This window comes from Streptomyces sp. NPDC005820, from assembly GCF_040630255.1.
GTDB lineage: Bacteria > Actinomycetota > Actinomycetes > Streptomycetales > Streptomycetaceae > Streptomyces.
On sequence record NZ_JBEXXE010000033.1, the window covers coordinates 1 to 18,642 of the forward strand.

The following is an 18,642-nucleotide window of genomic DNA, read 5'->3' on the forward strand; positions in this document are numbered from 1 at the left end:
GCTGCAAGGCGGAGGAGGGCGGCGACGCGATGGGGGTCCCCCCGCTCGAGCGCAGCCGAGAGTGGGGGAGTCGGCAACCGACGACAACGCCGCAGACGCGCGTGCCGCACCCCGCGACGCGCGGCATGATCCAAACGACAGGCCCTAGGGCACGCGGGGGCGTTTGTTCCAGCGGAGCAGGAGGGTCGCGGCCGTGAGGGCCAGGACGGTCGGCGTGGCGGGCACCAGGTCGTCGGCGGTGTCGCCGCGCCACAGCCGCGCGTTGCCGAGCCAGCCCACCGCGAGGTCCAGCAGGAACAGGCCCAGCCCGGTCGGCCAGTAGCGGCGGTGGGACTTCTCCCTCAGGCCCGAGACGGTCAGGACGGCGGGGACGACCAGCATCAGCAGTGTTACCAGGGTCCGGTTCGGGCGGGGGTCGAAGTCCTCGCCGCCGGGGAGGAACAGCGCGACGGCGGTCAGGACGAGCCCGAGCACGATCCGGCCGGTGCCGGGACGGCTCTCCCGGCGGGGAGGGGCGGCGACGGGGATCGGCGTGGGCGCCGTCGGGGGTATCGGGGCCGGGGCCGGTGCCGTGGCGATCCGGCGGGCCGGGGCGTTGACCGGGGTCGTCGAGCCGTCCAGGCCGTAGACGAACAGGGCGATGCCGTTCTCGGCGGCGTACTCGATCGCGGTGGCGGCGTAGCTGCTGCCCGTGAAGAAGAGCAGGTCCTTCTCCAGCGCCCGGCCGCGGGCCCCGAACAGGCGCTGCAGCTCGGGCCGGCCCACGGCCGCCCCCTGGTACTTGACCTGCCCCAGCGCCCGGCGCGACCGTACGTCGACCCCGCCGTCGCTGCCGCCGGGCCGGGCCCGTGCGTCCGCGTACCCCCAGTGCCGCATCCAGGCCGCGGCGTTGTGCTCGGCCTCCTGCCAGGACTGGATCTGACGACGGGCAGGGGGCTGGGACGGTCTGGCCGCCGACGTGTTTTCGCTTGTCACAGCCATGAAGTATCGCCGACGGGGTCCCGGGGCGGTCCTAGGCTGCCGCTCCCCGGAGCAGTGCTCTGATCGGTCTCCAGAGTTCGGGGACCGTCGCCGGAACAGCGTTGTCGGGGGTCGTGCGCCAGATGAGGCCGTCCGGGTGGTGGAGGACGGCCGTGATCTCGTCGGGGGTCGGTGGGGCCGCGTTGCCGCGGAGGTAGACGGCGCGCAGGCCGAGGTTGCGGAGCCTGGTCAGGGCCCTGGCCCGGTTCTGGGCGTGGACGAGGACGCGGACGGCGGCGTCCGGGTCCGCGGCGGTCGGACTGGGCAGGTTCAGGGCCACCACGACCCTGCCGTTCGGCAGCTTGCAGAAGCCTCCTGCGGCCATGCGGTCACACCCCCGTGCGAGTCGGTACAGCGGTCGGCGTCAATAACGGAGTCACAGGAGGCACCTAAACACGACCGGCGGCAACCCGCCAAGGGGTTGCCGCCGATACGCTTCTGACCTGCGGTTTCTTAGATCACTTCGCCGCGGGACCGACCTTCACCGTGATCGTCGAGCCGTCCTTGGGCTCGCTGACGATCTTGATGGAGGTGTTGGTGTCAGTGACCTTGACGCCCGCGAGCGGGTTCGTGGCGTCGTAGTAGGTCGACTTGCGGTCGTCGAAGACCGGGACGCCCGGACGGGACTTGATCTTGGTCGCCACGTCCGCGTTGTGCAGCGTGATCGCGTCCGTCGGGTAGAGGCTGAAGGTGGAGTCGAAGGACTGGACGCGGTTGCGCATCAGCGTGCCGTTCGACCACTTCAACGGGGTCGGGTGCGAGTCGATCGGGAGGATCAGGCCCTCACCCGGGTGGGCGCTGGTGTTGTCGTCCGCCTGGGAGGTGTCCCACTTCCAGATCAGCAGACCGTTCTGGTACGCGTAGTGCTCCACCCAGTCCGGACGGGTCGTCGAGAAGCCGAAGTTGTACGGGCCGACCTTGAGGGTCTTGTCGTACGACACGTACTGGCGGTTCTCGGCGATGTAGTACTGGGCGTAGTCGTCCGTGATGGCCGAGCCGATGCGGGAGAAGCCGTTGGCGGTCCAAGCGGCGTCCGCGGCCTCCGCGTTGTCGGAGAACAGGGTCGCGCCGTCGGCGGTCACCGTGATCTCGTCGGCCGCGAAGCCCTTCTGGGCCACGCCGCCGTCGGTGGCGTAACGGAAGCGCAGGCTGATCTGCTTGCCCGCGTAGGCGTCCAGCGGGAACGTCAGCTTCTGGTACGAGGCCACCGTGCCGGTGAGGGCGGGCTTGTCGCTGCCGTCACGCGGGATGGCGGTGCCGTCGGCCAGGGTGCCGTCGATCGGGGTGTAGCTGGCGCCGCCGTCGGTGGAGACCTCGGTGTACAGGTAGTCGTAGTCCTGCTCGATGTCCCACCAGCCGTCCAGGGTGAGGGACGCGGAGGTCTTGCCGGTCAGGTCGACCGTGCGGGTCAGCGTGTTGCGCAGGTCGTCGCCGCTGCCGCTCCACCACTGGGTGGAGCCCTGCGCCGGGGCGACGACCTCGGTGGTGACCGTCTTCTCCGGCAGCTGCACCACGAGCGCCTGGGCGTTCTTGGTGTTGTACTCCGCGACGCCCAGCTTGTGGGTGGACTTCTTGCCGGCGAAGGCGACGTCGTAGTCCAGCCAGCCCAGCTGCAGCTTGTCCCAGGCGTTCATGTCGCCGGGCAGGTCGCCGATGGAGTCCTTGCCGGTGCCGAGCCAGGAACCGGAGGACATCAGGGTCCAGAAGCCGGTGGAGTTCTCGCCGCCGCCGGAGGTGTCGTACTCGTCCGGCAGGCCGAGGTCGTGGCCGTACTCGTGGGCGTAGACGCCCAGGCCGCCGTTCTCCGGCTGGATGGTGTAGTCGCCGACCCAGATACCGGTGTCGCCGATCTGGGTGCCGCCGAGCTTGACGGTGTCCGGGCCGGTGGAGCCGGCGTCGGTGCCGAAGGCGTACCAGCGGTGGGCCCAGATGGCGTCCGCGCCCTGCGCGCCGCCGCCCGCGGACTCGTCCTCGCCGGCGTGCACGATCTGGAAGTGGTCGATGTAGCCGTCGGGCTCGTTGAAGTTGCCGTCGCCGTCGTAGTCGTAGCGGTCCCACTGGTCGAACCCGGCCAGCTCCGCCTTGATCTCGGCGGCCGTGGCACCGGCGGCCTCGCGCTCGGCGACCCAGGCGTTGACGCCGTCCTGGACCGCGTACCAGGCGCCGGTCGGGGCGTCGTTGGAGCCGTAGCGGGCCTCGTTGTAGGGGACCTTGACCCAGTCCGTGACCTCGCCGTCGACCGAGTAGCGGCCCGAGGACTGCTTCTCGTAGTACTTCTTCAGCGACTCGGTCTTCTTGCCGGTGCCGAAGTACAGCTCCTGGAAGTGCGCCTGGTTGTAGTCCGCCTGCCAGGCCGTGGAGTTGTCCTTCGTGCGGTCCGGCGCGGCTATCTGGTTGTGCAGCGGGCCGGTGGTGCCGCCGTAGCGGGGGTCGACCTGGTCGCCGAACTCGACCAGGATCGTGAAGATCTTGTCGGTCTTCTCGCGGCCGAGCTCGACGTACTTGCTGTCGCCCTTGCGGCTGGCGAGCTTGACCACCTTGGAGCCGTCGCGGTCCTTGACGGTGGCCTCGCCGGAGATGACCTGCTTGAGGGCCTCCTCGCGCTGCGCCTCCTGGGTCTTGCTGAGCGGGCCGTCGAAGTCGTGCTCCTTGGCCTTGGCCGGCTGCGGGTCCTGCCGGTCCACCGCCGCGCCCGTGCCACGCTCCGCGGCCTGCGCCACGGCGAACGTGGTGAACGTCGTCGAGGCCGCCGCAAGGGCGACGACCGTCGCGGCCGTTCTGAACGTCCAGGATCTACTGGTCACTTGATGTCCTCCCCTAACGCGCCCGTACGCGCGGAAAAGGGGGGATCCCTGTCAAGGAAGGTCCGCGCGCTGTTATACGCGTGTAGTCAAGTGACGCCATTTGACTACTGGTTTACGAGAAAAGACAGACCTTGACTTGGACAGATCAAGTGCATTATTGAGAGCCGGTGTTCGCATTACGGACACATGACTGTAACCCGAACAGGCGCGCGGGACCGTCCACTTGCTGGACGCCATGACTCCGTGCGCCCCCTGTGCACCGGCACCGTGGGTTAGGTCACGCTTACCGTTCGTTCCACTCGGGCATGCAGGCCAATAGAGTCGAGATCTCCCCCGCTTCCGAGGACACGATTGCCATGCCTCGTCCGACTGTCGCACAGCTCACGTACGGTTCCTGCACCGTCATCTTCTCGACGCTCGCCATGCTGCTGCTGTCACAGACGAGTTCGGGACCCGGGATCGCCGTCGTCGCCGTCGCCGCGCTCGCGCTCGGCGTGCTCGTCGCCCTGACGGTGCCGGTGACGCGGTCGTCGCCCGCCCCCGCGCCGCAACCACGGCCGGAGCAGGCGGTGCCCGAGCCGGTGCCGGTGCCCGTACCCGCCTCCGTGGCCGCCGCGCCCGAGCCCGTCCGGGAACCGGCCCCCTGACCGAACGGCGTGAAGGAAGGGCCCGGGCCTGACGACCCGGGCCCTCCTTCGTGCCCCGGGACCGTGCCCCGGCAGGTCAACCGAGGCCCACCACCACCGTCTTGGCCGCCTTGTCGTGCAGGCCCTGCTTGTACGGCTTGTCGAAGTAGCTCCAGCCGCCGCAGACCGCCGTCCACACACAGGCGCAGCAGAACGCGAACGGGATCCACAGCACCAGGGCGCGGACCAGCGAGGTCTGCACGGAGGGCGTGGAGCCGTCGTCCAGGTTGGCGACCCGCATGCCGAACCACTTCTTGCCGAGGGTCTGGCCGGTCCGGGCGATCAGGATCGTGTCGTACGCGACGTAGAGGACGGCCGTGATGATCTCGCGTCCGAGGGTCTTGCCGAACTCGATCTTGTCGGCGTCGACCGTGTACTGGTCGACCCGGAAGGCCCACACCAGCAGCGCGACCACGATGTACACCAGCACCATGTCGATGATCCGGGCGAGCGTGCGCCTGCCGCTCTCGGCGAGCGGCGGCATCCCGGCGAGCGGATCGGCCGGGTAACCGCCGTAGGCGTCACCGCCCTGACCGCCGTACGGGCCGCCGCCGCCCGAGTACGGCGGGGGCGGCTCCCCGTCGTACGGCGCGTCGTACGGCGAGCCCCGGGGCGGCTCTCGTGGCGGCTCCCGCGGCGGCTCCTGTGGGGGGTGTTTCCGGAGCGGGTCGTCCTCCGGCGGGCCGCCGGAGCCGGGGGGCGGTTCGGTGGTCATGGCCCGAGTGGAACCCGCGGCCCGGACCACCGCATCCGGCGAGCGGCCGTACGGGTGTCGGCCGGCGGTCTCGGCCGACGGGTCAGCCGGCCACGAACGTGTGGGCGGCCTTGTCGTGCCAGCACTGGCGCCACGGCCGGTCGAACACGCCCCATACGACGCCCACGACCCCGATCACGAGCAGCCCGGGCACGCTGTAGACGAGCCAGCGGAGCAGGGCGGCGCCGAAGGCCGGCGGCTCGTGGCCCTCGATGTCCCGCACCTGGAGACCGAGCAGCTTCTTGCCCAGCGTGCGCCCCCACTTGGCGGTCGGCAGGGCCTCGTACACGATCCCGAAGACCAGCAGGACGGCGAGGACGATGCCGAGGTACACGGACGTCGTGCCGTCCAGCAGCCACACCGTGACGGTCCGTCCGGTGAGCTCGGCCTCGTCGATCTTCTCGTTGACGTGGTCGAGGGCCTTCACGCCGAGCGGTACGGCGGCGGCCGAGGTGACGGCGGCGAGGACGAGGGTGTCGACCAGACGGGCCGCGAACCGCTTGCCGAGCCCCGCGGGCCGGGCCGCGGCCTGCCGGCGGGCGGCCGCCTGGAAGATGTCCTCGACGGGCGGCTTCCAGGACACGGGCTGCTCATCGGCCCCCGCCAGCCGGTGCACCTGCTGCGCCCACGAGGACTGTCCCCCACCGGGGCCGGCGGCCATGGGGGCGGAGGCCTGGGCGGCGGCCTGAGCGGATGCCTGGGCGGGCGCGGACTGCTGCGGGACGCCCGGCGCGGCCTGGGGCGCTCCGGGAAGCCCACCCGCCTGCCCGGCGGCGGGCGGGAAGGCGCTGGGGCCCTGCGGGAGGGGGCCGCCCTGCGGGGCCGGGCCGCCCTGCGGGGAGGCGCTGGGGCCCTGCGGGAGCGGGCCGCCCTGCGGGAGCGGGCCGCCCTGCGGGGCGGGGCTCTGCGCGGGCGGGCCCTGGTGAGCGAGGGCCTGCCCGGCCGGGCCCTGCTGGGCGGGCATCTGGGCGGACGGGCCCTGCTGGGCGGGCATCTGGGCGGACGGACCTTGCTGGGCGGAGGCCTGCTGGGCCGTGCCCTGTTGGGCGGAGGCCTGTGCGGGCGGGCCCTGGAGGCCGGGGGTGCCCTGCGCCTGCCCCGCCTGCCCCGCCTGGGCGGCGGCCGCTCGCTCGGCGGCCGCCTTGCCGGCGCCGAAGCCGGGCTTGGCGGTGCCGGCGCCGGCGGCTCCTGGCGCGCCGGCGCCGACGCCCGCGTCCCTCGCGCCGGGGCGGCGGAAGACGAAGGTGCCGCCCGACGCCACGTCGCCGGTCTCCGGCTCCGCCGGGGGAATCGTCGCCGTGCCGTCCGTGCGGGCGGACCAGCCGTCGGGCTGCGTCGGGGATCCCGGACCGCCCTGCCCCGGAACCCCCGGGGCAGCGGCGGTGCCGTACTGCGCCGGCCCCTGTCCCGGCACCCCCGGCACCCCCGGCTGGGCCTGGGCCCTCGGGTCGGTGCCCTGGGGTGCGCCCCAGGACACCCTGCGGTCCTGGTCGCCGCCGAAGCCGGACTGGTGGGAGCGGTCGGCGCCCCAGGCCGAGGCGGGCTCGGGACGGCCGCCGCCGACCTGGTCGGCCGGGTCGGGATCCTCGTCGAAGAAGTGCGGGCCGGTCTCCTCCACGGGGGAGGCCGGAGGCGTGAGCGGCGTACCGTCCGACGGGGCCGGGCGGCTGGTGCCCGGTACCCAGGCGGAGCCGTTCCAGTACCGGACGTATCCGGGGATGGACGGGTCCGGGTAATACCCCTCGCGGGGCCTGTCGTCGCCGGGGGCCGGGGTTGGGGCGCTCATGTCCGTCGTCCCGTATCTGCTCGAGGTGGGATGGGGGCATCCACATCTATCAGACGGACGCAACCCCCACCGCCAGTCCCGCCGTACCCACCCCTTTCCGGGCAACCCCGTGCACACGCTTCACACGTTCGGAACCGTCCGCCCAGAGATCACAAGAGATCAGCCGACCGAACTCGCGAAAAAAGTTCTCCGACCCGCGTAATGCTCCGCATCCCTACCGCTCTCTCCCTCCGTACACATCCGTACGGAGAGGAGAACGACCATGCATCACACCGTGGTGGAGCGCGAACTGGAGCTCCAGCTCATCCTGTCGCCGGAGCGCAGCATCCCCGTCCCGGCCCGGCTGGGCTACCGCAGCGACGACCCGTTCGCCGTGCATGTCACCTTCCACATCAACTCGGAGCACCCCGTCCACTGGACGTTCGCCCGGGAGTTGCTGGTGGAGGGGGTGTTCCGGCCCTGTGGGCACGGGGACGTACGGGTGTGGCCGACGAAGTCGGAGGGGCGCAGTGTCGTGCTGATGGCGCTCAGCTCCCCCGACGGCGACGCGCTCCTCGAGGCGCCGACGGCACAGGTGTCGGCCTGGCTGGAGCGGACGCTGCGGGCGGTGCCGCCGGGCACCGAGGGCGAGCAGCTCGGCCTGGACGAGGGTCTGGCCGAGCTGCTCGCCCAGTGAGCGGGCCCGAGCGCGGGCCCCTGCGCGGGCCCCTGCGTGGAGATCAGAACAGCTTGCCCGGGTTGAGGATCCCCAGCGGGTCGAACACCTGCTTGACGGCCCGCTGCATCTCCAGCCCCACCGGGCCGATCTCGCGCGCCAGCCACTCCTTCTTCAGGACGCCCACGCCGTGTTCGCCGGTGATGGTGCCGCCGAGTTCCAGACCGAGGGCCATGATCTCGTCGAAGGACTCGCGGGCGCGCCGGCACTCGTCGGGGTCCTGGGCGTCGAAGCAGACGGTGGGGTGGGTGTTGCCGTCCCCGGCGTGGGCTACGACGCCGATGGTCAGGCGGTGCTTGTCCGCGATGCGTTCCACGCCCTCGATCAGGTCGCCGAGGCGGGAGCGGGGCACGCACACGTCGTCGATCATCGTGGTGCCCTTGACCGCCTCCAGGGCGACGAGGGACGAACGCCGGGCCTGGAGGAGGAGTTCGGACTCCGCCGCGTCGTCCGCGGGGACCACCTGGGTGGCGCCGGCCGCCTCGCACAGGGCCCCCAGCGCGGCGAGGTCGGCGGCCGGGTCGGGGGTGTCGAAGGCGGCCAGGAGCAGGGCCTCGGTGGTCTCCGGCAGGCCCATGCGGGTGAGCTCGTTGACCGCTTTGACGGTCGTGCGGTCCATCAGCTCCAGCAGGGACGGCACATGCCCGCCGGCCATGATCCTGCAGACCGCGTCGCAGGCGGCGGCCGCCGACGGGAACTCCGCCGCCAGCACGAGCTGCCCCGGCGGCTGCGGTTTGAGGGCCAGCACCGCCCGTACGACGATGCCGAGCGAGCCCTCGGAGCCCACGAACAGCCGGGTCAGGTCGTACCCGGCGACGCCCTTGGCGGTGCGCCGGCCGGTGGACATCAGCCGCCCGTCGGCGAGGACGACGTCGAGGCCGAGGACGTACTCGGCCGTCACCCCGTACTTCACACAGCACAGCCCGCCCGAGGCCGTGCCGATGTTCCCGCCGATCGTGCACATCTCCCAGCTGGAGGGGTCGGGCGGGTAGTACAGACCGTGTTCGCCGACCGCGCGGGAGAGCGCGGCGTTGACGACGCCCGGTTCGACGACGGCGATGCGGTCGACCGGGCTGATCTCCAGGATGCGGTCCATCTTCGTCAGCGACAGCACGATGCACCCGTCGGTGGCGTTGGCGGCGCCGGACAGGCCGGTGCGGGCGCCCTGCGGGACGACGGGCAGCCGCAGCTCGGTGGCGGTGCGCATGACGTGCTGGACGTGTTCGACCGTGCGGGGCAGCACGACGACGGCCGGGGTGCCGGCCGGGCAGAAGCTCGCCATGTCGTTGGCGTACGAGGCGGTGACGTCGGGGTCGGTGAGGACGGCGTCGGCGGGCAGGCCGGCGAGCAGACGGTCGGCGAGGTTGCCCGTGACCTCGTCGCGTGGCGCTTCGATACGGCTCATGATCACAGGTTCGCACCCGGGGCCATCGGTGTGAACCCCGTCCCCGGGGGCCGTCACCTGCCCGGGCGCGGCCCCGGGGCGGGCGCACAGTGAGCGCCATGGACAGCGTCGTACGACATGAGGAGAACACCGCGCGGGGAGGCACGAGGGTCGTCCCGTGGTACCGGCGGCGGGCGCCGCTCGGCGCGCTCGTCGGGGGTCTGGTGCTGGCCGGCGGGGCGGTGCTGCTGTGTGTGCCCGGGGAGCGGCCGGGGCGCGGGGCGGCGGCGCCCGCTGCGGGGGCGCAGGCGGGCGCGGCGGTGGAAGCGGGGGTGCCGGCGGCGCTGCCCGGGCTGGCGGAGCTGATCGGGGAGCGGGAGAGCCGGGTGCGCGAGCATCCCCGGGACGCGGTGTCATGGGCGGTGCTCGGGGCGGCGTACGTCGAGCAGGGGCGGCGCACCGCCGGGGCGGACGTCCTCTATCCGAAGGCCGAGCGGGCGCTGCGGACCTCGCTGAAGGTGCGGCCGAAGGGCAACGCCGAGGCCCTGGACGGGCTGGCATCGCTGGCCAACGCGCGGCGGGATCACGGAGCGGCGCTGGAGTGGGCGGAGGCCGCGCGCAGGGCGGCGCCGGGGCGCTGGACGACGTACGGACAGCTCGTCGACGCGTACCTGGGCCTCGGCGACCACAAGAAGGCCCGCGCGGCGCTGGAGCGGCTGCGCAAGCTGCGGTCGGGTCCGGCGGTGCTGGCGCGGGCGGCGGGCGTGTACTGGGAGCAGGGCCTCCGGGAGGACGCGCAGGCCGCGCTGGCCGACGCGGCGGCCTGGGCCGCCTCCCCCGCCGAGGAGGCGGCGTGGCTGGAGCGGGGCGGGCAGCTGGCCTTCGAACGCGGGGAGCGGGAGAGCGCGCTGAGCCATTTCCGGGCGGCTCTGCGGCTGGACCCGGACCAGTGGGCGGCGCGGGCGGGGCAGGGGCGGGCGCTGGCGGCGCTGGGCCGGACCGCGCAGGCGCTGACCGCGTACCGCGAGGCGCTCGCCGGGCAGCCGCTGCCGCAGTACGCGCTGGAACTGGGCGAGCTGTACGAGTCGCTGGGGCGGGGCCGCGAGGCGCGCGAGCAGTACGCGCTGCTGCGGGAGCGGGTGCGCCGGGACGCGGCGGGCGGGGTGGACGGGGCGCTGGTGCTCGGGCTGTTCGAGGCGGACCACGGCGATCCGGCGTCGGCGGTACGGCGGCTGCGGGCCGAGTGGGAGCGCCGGCCGGGCGTCGCGGTCGCGGACGCGCTGGGCTGGGCGCTGCACCGGGCCGGTGCGGACCGGGAGGCGCTGAAGTACGCCGCGATCGCCACCGACCGGGTGCACGGCGGGGCGGTGCTGAGCGCGCCGTACTCCTACCACCGGGCCATGGTCGAACGGGCGCTCAAGCGGACGGCGAACGCCCGCCGCCATCTCACGGAGGCACTGCGGCTGAACCCGTACTTCTCCCCGCTGCACGCCCGGACGGCCCGGGCCGCGCTGGCGGGCCTGGGCGAGGTGCCGGACGAGCCGCTGCCGGAGTCCTGAGCGCGCTGTGAGCGCCATGAGCTCCATGAGCGCTACGACGTCTTCTTCGCGGCCTTGTAGTAGAGGGAGAAGCGGCGGGCTCCGGCCGTGCCGGAGGCGAAGCCCAGGTAGAGGCGGGAGCCTCGGACGGCGAGGCCCTCGGGTTCGCGGTAGGTGAGGGTCTGGCCGGCGCCGGTGCGGGTGCGCTGGAGGAGCTTGCCGGTGCGGACGTCGAGGCAGGAGAGGTAGGCGTTGCCCTTCTTGGCCGGGGGGTTCGTCAGGGCGTCGTAGGCGGTGCCGGCGAGCTGGTAGACGTGGTCGCCGTGCAGCGCGTACCCCTGGAAGGGGATCTCCGGGTCGGGGTGGGCGCCGGTCTGGGCGAAGTCGGCGACCGGGTCGTCGTAGTCGCGGTCGACGAAGGACTCCAGGTCCCAGACCCGGTAGCGGGGCTTGCCGTCCATGCGGTAGCGGACGGAGAGGCGCTTGGAGGTCATGCAGACCGAGGGCTGGTTGTTGGTGGACCCGGGTATCGGCTTGCGGACCTTGACGTCGTCGGTGGTGCGGACGGCGCCGGAGACGAAGCGGAAGCGGGTGACGCCCTGGCCGTAGCCGTTCTTGGACGCGGCCTCGGTCCAGATCCAGACGGTGCCGTCGGGGGCGTTCTGCACGCCCATGCTGACGCCGTGCCCGAAGCCCTGGAGATACATGTGGCCGAGCGGATTTCCCTGGTGGTCGAGGCGGTTGAGGCACAGGTCGCCGGCCGCCTCGCCACCCTTGCGGACCTGGAGGACATAGAGGTGTTTGTGGCTCTCGTCGAAGGCGAAGGACTGCAGGACCGTGCCCTCCCGCAGGGCCTTGCCGGCCAGCCAGCTCACGGCCGGTACGGCCAGGTCGAAACGGTCGGCCACGGTCCACCCTCGCTTTCGGCGGGGGCCCTGTCGCAGTGACTACAGGTTGCCCCGCTTCTCCTGCTCACGCTCGATCGCCTCGAACAGGGCCTTGAAGTTGCCCTTGCCGAAGCCCATCGATCCGTGGCGCTCGATGATCTCGAAGAACACCGTAGGGCGGTCCTGCACCGGCTTGGTGAAGATCTGGAGGAGATATCCGTCCTCGTCGCGGTCGGCGAGGATCTTCAGCTCGCGCAGGGTCTCCACGGGCACCCGGGTGTCGCCGACCCATTCGCCGAGGGTGTCGTAGTACGAGTCGGGCGTGTCGAGGAACCGCACCCCGGCCGCGCGCATGGTGCGCACGGTCTGCACGATGTCGTTCGTGTTGAGCGCGATGTGCTGGACGCCGGCGCCGCCGTAGAACTCCAGGTACTCGTCGATCTGGGACTTCTTCTTGGCGATCGCGGGCTCGTTGATCGGGAACTTGACCTTGCGCGTGCCGTCGGCGACGACCTTCGACATCAGCGCGCTGTACTCGGTGGCGATGTCGTCGCCCACGAACTCCTTCATGTTCGTGAAGCCCATGACCCTGTTGTAGAAGGCGACCCATTCGTTCATCCGGCCGAGCTCGACGTTGCCGACGCAGTGGTCGATCGCCTGGAACGTGCGCTGGGCTGGGGGTTCGACGATCGGGTCGGCGGCGACGAAGCCCGGGAGGTAGGGGCCGTCGTAGCCGGAGCGGTCGACGAGGGTGTGGCGGGTCTCGCCGTAGGTGGCGATCGCGGCGAGCACGACCGTGCCGTGCTCGTCCTTCAGCTCGTACGGCTCGGCGACGGAGCGGGCGCCGTGCTCGACGGCGTAGGCGTACGCGGCGCGCGCGTCCGGGACCTCGAGGGCGAGGTCGACGACGCCGTCGCCGTGCTCGGTCACGTGCCGGGCGAGGAAGTGGCCCCAGGTGGTGGCCGGCTTGACGACGGAGGTGAGGACGAACCGGGCCGAGCCGTTGGTGAGCACGTACGACGCGGTCTCACGGCTGCCGGTCTCCGGGCCCGCGTAGGCGACCAGCTTCATGCCGAAGGCGGTGGAGTAGTAGTGGGCGGCCTGTTTGGCGTTGCCCACGGCGAACACGACCGCGTCCATTCCCCTGACCGGGAAGGGGTCGGCCTGCCGGGCGGTCTCGGGAGCGTGGTGTGTGGTCTGCGTCATAGCGGAAGCCTCACTCCGGGGCGCAAGGTGCGCAACAGTTCGCTTCTCGGCTGGACAGTCTGTTCAGTGGTACGAGGGTTTCGGCGGGCTTTGCGTACAGGGTGACCATCTCGGAGGCGGGCGTGGCGATCGATCATCTGGACGGGCGGCTCATCGTGCTGCTGGCACGGGAGCCGAGGATCGGGGTGCTGGAGATGTCGCGGCGGCTGGGGGTGGCCCGGGGGACCGTGCAGGCCCGTCTGGACCGGCTCCAGTCGAGCGGGGTCATCCGGGGCTTCGGCCCGGAGGTGGACCCGGCGGCCATCGGGTACCCCGTGACGGCCTTCGCCACGCTCCAGATCCGGCAGGGTCAGGGTCCGGACGTACGGGCCCACCTCACCACCGTCCCGGAGGTCCTGGAACTGCACACCACCACCGGCAGCGGGGACATGCTGTGCCGACTGGTGGCCCGCTCCAACGCCGACCTCCAGCGGGTCATCGACCGGGTCGTCGGCTTCGAGGGGATCGTCCGGGCGTCGACGACGATCGTGATGGAGAACGCGGTGCCGCTACGGATCATCCCGCTGGTGGAACAGGCGGCCGCGGAGGACGGGGAGGGGTGACTTCGGTGAGACCGACTTACAAAGAAGGCGTTGCAAAGGGTTCTTTGCAACGGTAGTTTTGCATGCATGACCGAGCCTCGGGATCCACAGGTCCGTCAACTCGACGCGCGCTCCCTGCGGGGGCTGGCGCATCCCCTGCGCATGCAACTGCTCGACGCCCTGCGCTACGGCGGTCCCGCCACCGCCTCCCAACTCGCCGAGAAGCTGGGCGAGTCCAGCGGAGCCACCAGCTACCACCTGCGCCAGCTCGCCGCCCACGGCTTCGTCGAGGACGATCCCGCGCGGGGCAAGGGCCGGGAGCGGTGGTGGAAGGCCGCCCACCGGGGCCTGCTGTTCGACGACTCGCTGCTCGTGGACGCCGATCCCGCTGTACGCGGAGCGGCGGACATGTATCTGCACGAGGTCGCGACGACCCAGACCCGCGACCTGTCCACCTGGCTGGGCAACCGCGCCTCCTGGCCCGAGGACTGGAACCGCGCCTGGGACATGAGCAGCGCGACGCTACGGCTGACTCCTCAGCTCACCCGTGAACTCACACAGAAGATGCACGAGCTGATCGAGACGTACCGCGCCCGCTCCGCCGACGCGGACGACGCCGAGACCGCGCAGGTCCGCCTGCACACGCACGCCTTCCCGCTCACCACGGACCAGGAGACGCCCCGGTGATCACCCCCGAGACCCACCTCGCCCTCCACCACGCCCGCGCCGCCGAGCTGCACGCCTTAGCCGCGGCCCACCGTCTCGCCACGTCGGCGGCCGGCGCCCGGCACCCCCGCGCCCTGCGCACCCGCCTCGGCTGGACCCTCGTAGAAGTGGGACTGCGGCTGGCCACGCCCAAGCCGGCCGCCCTGGTGCCTAGCAGCTAGGCACGGACCCCTTGCCGGTCTCCAGGGCGGTCAGCGCGTTCACCGCCCCCTTGAGGGTGGTCACCGGGATCAGCCGGAGGCCTTTGGGCAGCTCGGACTTGGCGTCGCCGCACTCGTCCTTCGGCACCAGGAAGATCGTCGCCCCGTCCCGGCGGGCGGCCTGCGTCTTCAGGGCGACGCCCCCGACCGCGCCGACCGTTCCGGCCGCGTCGATGGTGCCCGTACCGGCGATGGTGCGGCCGCCGGTGAGATCGCCGCCGTTCCCGTCGCCGTCGAGCTTGTCGACGATGCCCAGCGAGAACAGCAGCCCCGCGCTCGGGCCGCCGACGTCGGACAGCTTCAGCGTGACCTTGATGCCGTCGTCCGTACGGTCGAGGTAGCGCAGGGCGGCCTCGGTGGCCGCGTCCTGGGACTCCTCCATCTGCTCGGTGTTGTGCTGCTCGATCTCCTTGGTGGACTGCCCGCTGGGGTAGACCGAGTCGCGCGGCATGATCGCCTGGTCGGTGCGGAACCAGCCGTCGATCACATCGCCGAGCCGGACGTCGGCGTCCGGGCCGGTGGCCTCGATCGTCGTCATCCGCAGTTGCCCCGACGTGTCCCGGGTGGGCGCGCCGGAGATCGTGATCACCTCGGCGCCCTGGTTCTCACCCAGCACGTTCGCCGTCATCCCGGGCTGCGCCACCGAGAACGGCAGCGGCGCGAACACCGCCGTCGTGAGAAGCCCCACGAGGGGCACAGCACAGACGGCGACGGCCTGGAAACGCGTGAGACGAGAGAGCACGGGGTCAATGTAACCGGCGCGCGTGTGCACCCCGCCGTTCAGGTGCACACCCCGCGGGTACGCACCCCCGGCACCCCAGCGCCCCGCGGGCGTCAGCGCAACGCCTCCGCCACCTCCCGCGCCGCGTCCACCACCCTCGGCCCCACCCGCTCCGGCACCGCGTCCGCCAGCATCACCACACCCACACTGCCCTCGACCCCGGTCACCCCGAGCAGCGGCGCCGCGGCACCGCTCGCCCCCGCCTCCAGCTCCCCGTGCGTGAGCGTGTACCCCGGCTCCCCCGCCAGCCTCTGCCGCGCGGCGAGAATCGCCCGCCCCGCGGCCCCACGGTCCAGCGGATGCCGGAACCCGGCCCGGTACGCCACGTGATAGTCCGTCCACGACGGCTCGACGACGGCCACGGCCAGCGCGTCCGCCCCGTCCACCAGCGTCAGATGCGCGGTCGCCCCTATGTCCTCGGCCAGCGAACGCAGCGCGGGCAGCGCCGCCTCCCGGACCAGCGGATGCACCTGGCGGCCCAGCCTCAGCACCCCGAGGCCGACCCGGGCTCGCCCGCCGAGATCACGCCGTACGAGGGCATGCTGCTCCAGCGTGGCGAGCAATCGGTACACGACGGTCCGGTTCACGCCCAGTTTCTGGGAGAGCTCGGTGACGGTCAGCCCGTGGTCGGTGTCGGCCAGCAGCTTGAGGACCTTCAGGCCCCGGTCGAGCGTCTGGGAAGTCTCCGCGGTCACGACGCCCACTCCTTCAGTGGTGAGGTCGGCAGCCCCTGTCGCGGCGGATGCGCCACCGAGTCCCGTCAGTGACGCGCTGAAGAGGCCGCCGATCGGCAGAGGGGCCCGGCATGTCCGGGCCCGGTCGCTTCACGGCTGCGCTCCGCGGCGGCGCTGCCACGGGGCGTGTGCGTAGCGGGACAGTAGCGAAGCAGGTTCGCTGAGCGGAAGAGAACGTCCAGAATCCGGTCAATGGCCGGTATGGACTACTAGTATTTGCCGCACTTTTGCCGTGATATGTCGGACCGCCTGGAGCACGCCGGAAGCCCGCCGGGAGCGGGCCTCACTTCATCCGGGTCGCCCACTCCTGGACCTTGGCGATGCGCTGTCGCAACTGTCCCGCCGTCGCCTCCGCGCTCGCCGGCCCCCCGCACACCCGCCGCAGCTCGGTGTGGACGACCCCGTGCGGCTTGCCGCTCTGGTGGACGTACGCGCCGACCATCGTGTTGAGCTGCCGCCGCAGCTCCATCAGCTCCTTGTGCGAGACGACGGGCCGCCGCTCGGCCGGCAGCTCCAGCAGATCGGCCTCGGTGTCAGGCCTCTTCTTGCTGTGCGCGATCTGCTTCGCCTGCCGCTTCTGCAGCAGCAACTGCACCTGCTCGGGTTCCAGGAGCCCCGGGATGCCGAGATAGTCCTGCTCCTCCTCGCTCCCCGGGTGGGCCTGCATCCCGAACTCGGCGCCGTTGTACATGACCCGGTCGAAGACGGCCTCGGACTCCAGCGCCTCGAACGCGAACTGCTCCTGCTCGCCGGTGTCCTCGTCCTGCTGCTTCTCCGCCTCCTGGAGGAGCTTCTCCTCCTCGGCGTACGGGTCCTCCTCGCCGTCCTTCTTGGGCTTGTCGAGGGCGTGGTCGCGCTCGCGCTCCATCTCGCCTGCGAAGCCCAGCAGATCGGGCACGGTCGGCAGGAACACGGACGCGGTCTCGCCGCGCCGCCGCGACCGTACGAAACGCCCGACGGCCTGCGCGAAGAACAGTGGGGTGGAGATGGTGGTGGCGTACACCCCGACCGCGAGCCGGGGCACGTCGACGCCCTCGGACACCATCCGCACCGCGACCATCCACCGGTCGGTGCTGCCGCTGAAGTCGTCGATCCGGTTGGACGCGCCGGCGTCGTCGGAGAGCACCAGGGTCGCCCTGCTGCCGGTGATCTCCCGGATCAGCTTGGCGTACGCCCGCGCCGAGTCCTGGTCGGAGGCGATGACGAGCGCGCCCGCGTCCGGGATCGACTTCCTGACCTCGGTGAGCCGCTGGTCGGCGGCGCGCAGCACGCTCGGCATCCACTCACCGCGCGGATCCAGGGCCGTACGCCACGCCTGGCTGATCGCGTCCTTCGTCATCGGCTCGCCGAGCCGCGCCGCGATCTCGTCGCCGGCCTTGGTCCGCCAGCGCATGTTGCCGCTGTAGGAGAGGAAGATGACCGGCCGCACGACATGGTCCGCGAGCGCCGAGCCGTAGCCGTAGGTGTAGTCGGCGGAGGACCGCCGGATCCCGTCGGTCCCCTCCTCGTACGTCACGAAGGGGATGGGGTTGGTGTCGGACCGGAAGGGCGTACCGGTGAGCGCGAGACGGCGGGTGGCCGGCTCGAACGCCTCCAGGCACGCCTCGCCCCACGACTTGGAGTCACCGGCGTGATGGATCTCGTCGAGGATGACGAGGGTCTTGCGCTGCTCGCTGCGGTTGCGATGCAGCATCGGCCGCACGCCGACACCCGCGTACGTCACCGCGACGCCGTGGTAGTCCTTGCTGAGCGGTCCGGCGCTGTACTCGGGGTCCAGCCGGATCCCTATCCGCGCCGCCGCCTCCGCCCACTGCTTCTTCAGATGCTCGGTCGGCGCGACCACGGTCACCTGCTGCACGACATGGTGGTGCAGCAACCAGGAGGCGAGGGTCAGCGCGAAGGTCGTCTTGCCGGCGCCGGGTGTGGCGACGGCGAGGAAGTCGCGCGGCTGCTCCTGGATGTACTTCTCCATCGCCCCCTGCTGCCAGGCCCGCAGCTTGCTGGCGGTACCCCAGGGGGCGCGGCCCGGGAAGGCGGGAGAGAGGTGGTGCGAGTGCGAGGTGGAGGTGGCGGCGGTGGTAGTCACGGTCTCCGGGTTCGGGGGTCGGGCTCGGCACGGCAACGTATGACAACCGGGCCACCCTACCGGCGGCCCGGCACCGGCAGCGCTCGAACGGGGCCGGGGCGGCGCAGGGTGGGACCCACGTCACAGCGCCCGCAGCCGCTCCGCGATCACCCCGATCTCGGCCTCCGCGCCGGAGGCGACATCGATGACCAGGTCGTACGCGGCCTCCTGGTCGCAGCCGGCGAGGTCCACGCCGTGCAGAGCGAGAAAGGTCACGGCGGCGAGCCAGGCGGCGCGTTTGTTGCCGTCCACGAGGGGGTGGTTCGTGGCGAGGGCGTGCAGCAGCGCGGCGGCCTGCTCGTGGAGGTCCTCGTAGGCGGCCGTACCGAACATCCGGGCCCGCGGCCGGTGCACGGCGGAGACGAACAGCCCCGGCGCGCGGGCCTCGGGGGCGCGTCCACCGAAGGCGATCCGGGCGATGTCGGCGACCTCGGCGACGGTGAGATGCCGGGTGGGGCGGGTGCTCATTCCCCGAGCCTCCGCAGCAGGTCGGCGTGGGCTTCGGCCAGCCGCTCGGCGGTCTCCCGCACCCGCGCCTCCTCCGCACGCAGCCGCTCGTGTACGGCCTCCAGCACGAGGTCCTCCGGCCGGCACCCGGTGGCGTCCGCGAGGTCGGCGAGGGCGCGGTGGAGGTCAGGGTCGAGGGGGAGGGAGAGAACGGTGGACCGGCCGGCCGGCCGGGCGGGGGTGAGGGGCTGCATGGGGGTGAGGGTAG

General features: G+C 72.1%; 19 protein-coding genes. 6 read left to right on the forward strand and 13 right to left on the reverse strand.

Annotated features, from left to right (window positions below; genetic code table 11):
- Positions 1–144: 144 nt before the first annotated feature.
- The 3 genes from ABZ464_RS34015 to ABZ464_RS34025 all read right to left on the reverse strand — a co-directional run bounded on the left by ABZ464_RS34015 (position 145) and on the right by ABZ464_RS34025 (position 3,824).
- Positions 145–981 carry a restriction endonuclease gene (locus ABZ464_RS34015; RefSeq protein WP_359283507.1) on the reverse strand — a complete coding sequence of 279 codons (837 nt, stop codon included), beginning with the start codon at positions 979–981 and terminating at the stop codon, positions 145–147.
- A gap of 31 nt (positions 982–1,012) precedes the next feature.
- Positions 1,013–1,345 carry a hypothetical protein gene (locus tag ABZ464_RS34020; protein WP_359283508.1) on the reverse strand — a complete coding sequence of 111 codons (333 nt, stop codon included), beginning with the start codon at positions 1,343–1,345 and terminating at the stop codon, positions 1,013–1,015.
- 133 nt (positions 1,346–1,478) lie between these two features.
- The gene (locus ABZ464_RS34025; RefSeq protein ID WP_359283510.1) at positions 1,479–3,824 is read right to left on the reverse strand and encodes an immune inhibitor A domain-containing protein; all 2,346 of its coding nucleotides are present in this window, start codon (positions 3,822–3,824) and stop codon (positions 1,479–1,481) included.
- 356 nt (positions 3,825–4,180) lie between these two features.
- Here ABZ464_RS34025 and ABZ464_RS34030 point away from each other — a divergent pair, with 356 nt between their 5' ends.
- The gene (locus tag ABZ464_RS34030; protein ID WP_359283513.1) at positions 4,181–4,471 is read left to right on the forward strand and encodes a hypothetical protein; all 291 of its coding nucleotides are present in this window, start codon (positions 4,181–4,183) and stop codon (positions 4,469–4,471) included.
- A gap of 76 nt (positions 4,472–4,547) precedes the next feature.
- Here ABZ464_RS34030 and ABZ464_RS34035 read toward each other — a convergent pair whose 3' ends face one another.
- Positions 4,548–5,225 carry an RDD family protein gene (locus ABZ464_RS34035; protein WP_359283514.1) on the reverse strand — a complete coding sequence of 226 codons (678 nt, stop codon included), beginning with the start codon at positions 5,223–5,225 and terminating at the stop codon, positions 4,548–4,550.
- Positions 5,226–5,307: 82 nt separating this feature from the next.
- Positions 5,308–7,050: an RDD family protein gene (locus ABZ464_RS34040; RefSeq protein ID WP_359283516.1), complete on the reverse strand. Its 1,743-nt coding sequence runs from the start codon at positions 7,048–7,050 to the stop codon at positions 5,308–5,310.
- A gap of 262 nt (positions 7,051–7,312) precedes the next feature.
- Here ABZ464_RS34040 and ABZ464_RS34045 point away from each other — a divergent pair, with 262 nt between their 5' ends.
- Positions 7,313–7,726, forward strand: a complete 414-nt coding sequence (locus ABZ464_RS34045; protein ID WP_359283519.1) for an SsgA family sporulation/cell division regulator — start codon at positions 7,313–7,315, stop codon at positions 7,724–7,726.
- 43 nt (positions 7,727–7,769) lie between these two features.
- Here ABZ464_RS34045 and ABZ464_RS34050 read toward each other — a convergent pair whose 3' ends face one another.
- Positions 7,770–9,176 carry an FAD-linked oxidase C-terminal domain-containing protein gene (locus tag ABZ464_RS34050; protein WP_359283520.1) on the reverse strand — a complete coding sequence of 469 codons (1,407 nt, stop codon included), beginning with the start codon at positions 9,174–9,176 and terminating at the stop codon, positions 7,770–7,772.
- 92 nt (positions 9,177–9,268) lie between these two features.
- Here ABZ464_RS34050 and ABZ464_RS34055 point away from each other — a divergent pair, with 92 nt between their 5' ends.
- A complete protein-coding gene (locus ABZ464_RS34055) occupies positions 9,269–10,708 on the forward strand; it encodes a tetratricopeptide repeat protein (RefSeq protein ID WP_359283523.1) in 1,440 nt (479 codons plus the stop codon).
- A gap of 32 nt (positions 10,709–10,740) precedes the next feature.
- Here ABZ464_RS34055 and ABZ464_RS34060 read toward each other — a convergent pair whose 3' ends face one another.
- Positions 10,741–11,595, reverse strand: coding sequence for a Teichoic acid biosynthesis protein C (Precursor) (locus tag ABZ464_RS34060; protein WP_359283526.1), 855 nt, complete (start codon positions 11,593–11,595; stop codon positions 10,741–10,743).
- A 39-nt stretch (positions 11,596–11,634) separates the two neighbouring features.
- Positions 11,635–12,780 carry a 4-hydroxyphenylpyruvate dioxygenase gene (hppD, locus tag ABZ464_RS34065; RefSeq protein WP_359283528.1) on the reverse strand — a complete coding sequence of 382 codons (1,146 nt, stop codon included), beginning with the start codon at positions 12,778–12,780 and terminating at the stop codon, positions 11,635–11,637.
- A gap of 122 nt (positions 12,781–12,902) precedes the next feature.
- Between hppD and ABZ464_RS34070 the strand changes: the two genes are divergently transcribed.
- The 3 genes from ABZ464_RS34070 to ABZ464_RS34080 all read left to right on the forward strand — a co-directional run bounded on the left by ABZ464_RS34070 (position 12,903) and on the right by ABZ464_RS34080 (position 14,248).
- Positions 12,903–13,382 (forward strand): Lrp/AsnC family transcriptional regulator, encoded by a 480-nt coding sequence (locus ABZ464_RS34070; protein WP_359283711.1) that lies wholly within the window; start codon positions 12,903–12,905, stop codon positions 13,380–13,382.
- 66 nt (positions 13,383–13,448) lie between these two features.
- Positions 13,449–14,048, forward strand: coding sequence for a winged helix-turn-helix domain-containing protein (locus ABZ464_RS34075; RefSeq protein ID WP_359283531.1), 600 nt, complete (start codon positions 13,449–13,451; stop codon positions 14,046–14,048).
- Entirely contained in the window at positions 14,048–14,248 is a 201-nt protein-coding gene (locus ABZ464_RS34080) for a hypothetical protein (protein WP_359283713.1), read from the forward strand. Before ABZ464_RS34075 ends, ABZ464_RS34080 begins: the two co-directional genes overlap by 1 nt.
- Here ABZ464_RS34080 and ABZ464_RS34085 read toward each other — a convergent pair.
- From ABZ464_RS34085 to ABZ464_RS34105, 5 genes are all read right to left on the reverse strand, one after another.
- The gene (locus tag ABZ464_RS34085) at positions 14,238–15,029 is read right to left on the reverse strand and encodes a S16 family serine protease (protein ID WP_359283534.1); all 792 of its coding nucleotides are present in this window, start codon (positions 15,027–15,029) and stop codon (positions 14,238–14,240) included. The genes ABZ464_RS34080 and ABZ464_RS34085 overlap by 11 nt on opposite strands.
- Before the next feature lie 92 nt (positions 15,030–15,121).
- A complete protein-coding gene (locus ABZ464_RS34090; RefSeq protein ID WP_059202790.1) occupies positions 15,122–15,763 on the reverse strand; it encodes a helix-turn-helix domain-containing protein in 642 nt (213 codons plus the stop codon).
- 322 nt (positions 15,764–16,085) lie between these two features.
- Positions 16,086–17,888, reverse strand: a complete 1,803-nt coding sequence (locus ABZ464_RS34095) for a DEAD/DEAH box helicase (RefSeq protein WP_359283537.1) — start codon at positions 17,886–17,888, stop codon at positions 16,086–16,088.
- A gap of 120 nt (positions 17,889–18,008) precedes the next feature.
- The gene (locus ABZ464_RS34100) at positions 18,009–18,395 is read right to left on the reverse strand and encodes a type II toxin-antitoxin system death-on-curing family toxin (protein ID WP_359283540.1); all 387 of its coding nucleotides are present in this window, start codon (positions 18,393–18,395) and stop codon (positions 18,009–18,011) included.
- Positions 18,392–18,628: a hypothetical protein gene (locus ABZ464_RS34105; protein WP_359283543.1), complete on the reverse strand. Its 237-nt coding sequence runs from the start codon at positions 18,626–18,628 to the stop codon at positions 18,392–18,394. Before ABZ464_RS34105 ends, ABZ464_RS34100 begins: the two co-directional genes overlap by 4 nt.
- Between the last annotated feature and the right edge of the window lie 14 nt (positions 18,629–18,642).

Bases quoted from the DNA above. Each gene is read 5' to 3' on its own strand.
- ABZ464_RS34015 (WP_359283507.1), bottom strand. From the start codon at position 981: ATGGCTGTGACAAGCGAAAACACGTCGGCGGCCAGACCGTCCCAGCCC.
- ABZ464_RS34020 (WP_359283508.1), bottom strand. From the start codon at position 1,345: ATGGCCGCAGGAGGCTTCTGCAAGCTGCCGAACGGCAGGGTCGTGGTG.
- ABZ464_RS34030 (WP_359283513.1), top strand. From the start codon at position 4,181: ATGCCTCGTCCGACTGTCGCACAGCTCACGTACGGTTCCTGCACCGTC.
- ABZ464_RS34035 (WP_359283514.1), bottom strand. From the start codon at position 5,225: ATGACCACCGAACCGCCCCCCGGCTCCGGCGGCCCGCCGGAGGACGAC.
- ABZ464_RS34040 (WP_359283516.1), bottom strand. From the start codon at position 7,050: ATGAGCGCCCCAACCCCGGCCCCCGGCGACGACAGGCCCCGCGAGGGG.
- ABZ464_RS34045 (WP_359283519.1), top strand. From the start codon at position 7,313: ATGCATCACACCGTGGTGGAGCGCGAACTGGAGCTCCAGCTCATCCTG.
- ABZ464_RS34055 (WP_359283523.1), top strand. From the start codon at position 9,269: ATGGACAGCGTCGTACGACATGAGGAGAACACCGCGCGGGGAGGCACG.
- hppD (WP_359283528.1), bottom strand. From the start codon at position 12,780: ATGACGCAGACCACACACCACGCTCCCGAGACCGCCCGGCAGGCCGAC.
- ABZ464_RS34075 (WP_359283531.1), top strand. From the start codon at position 13,449: ATGACCGAGCCTCGGGATCCACAGGTCCGTCAACTCGACGCGCGCTCC.
- ABZ464_RS34100 (WP_359283540.1), bottom strand. From the start codon at position 18,395: ATGAGCACCCGCCCCACCCGGCATCTCACCGTCGCCGAGGTCGCCGAC.
- ABZ464_RS34105 (WP_359283543.1), bottom strand. From the start codon at position 18,628: ATGCAGCCCCTCACCCCCGCCCGGCCGGCCGGCCGGTCCACCGTTCTC.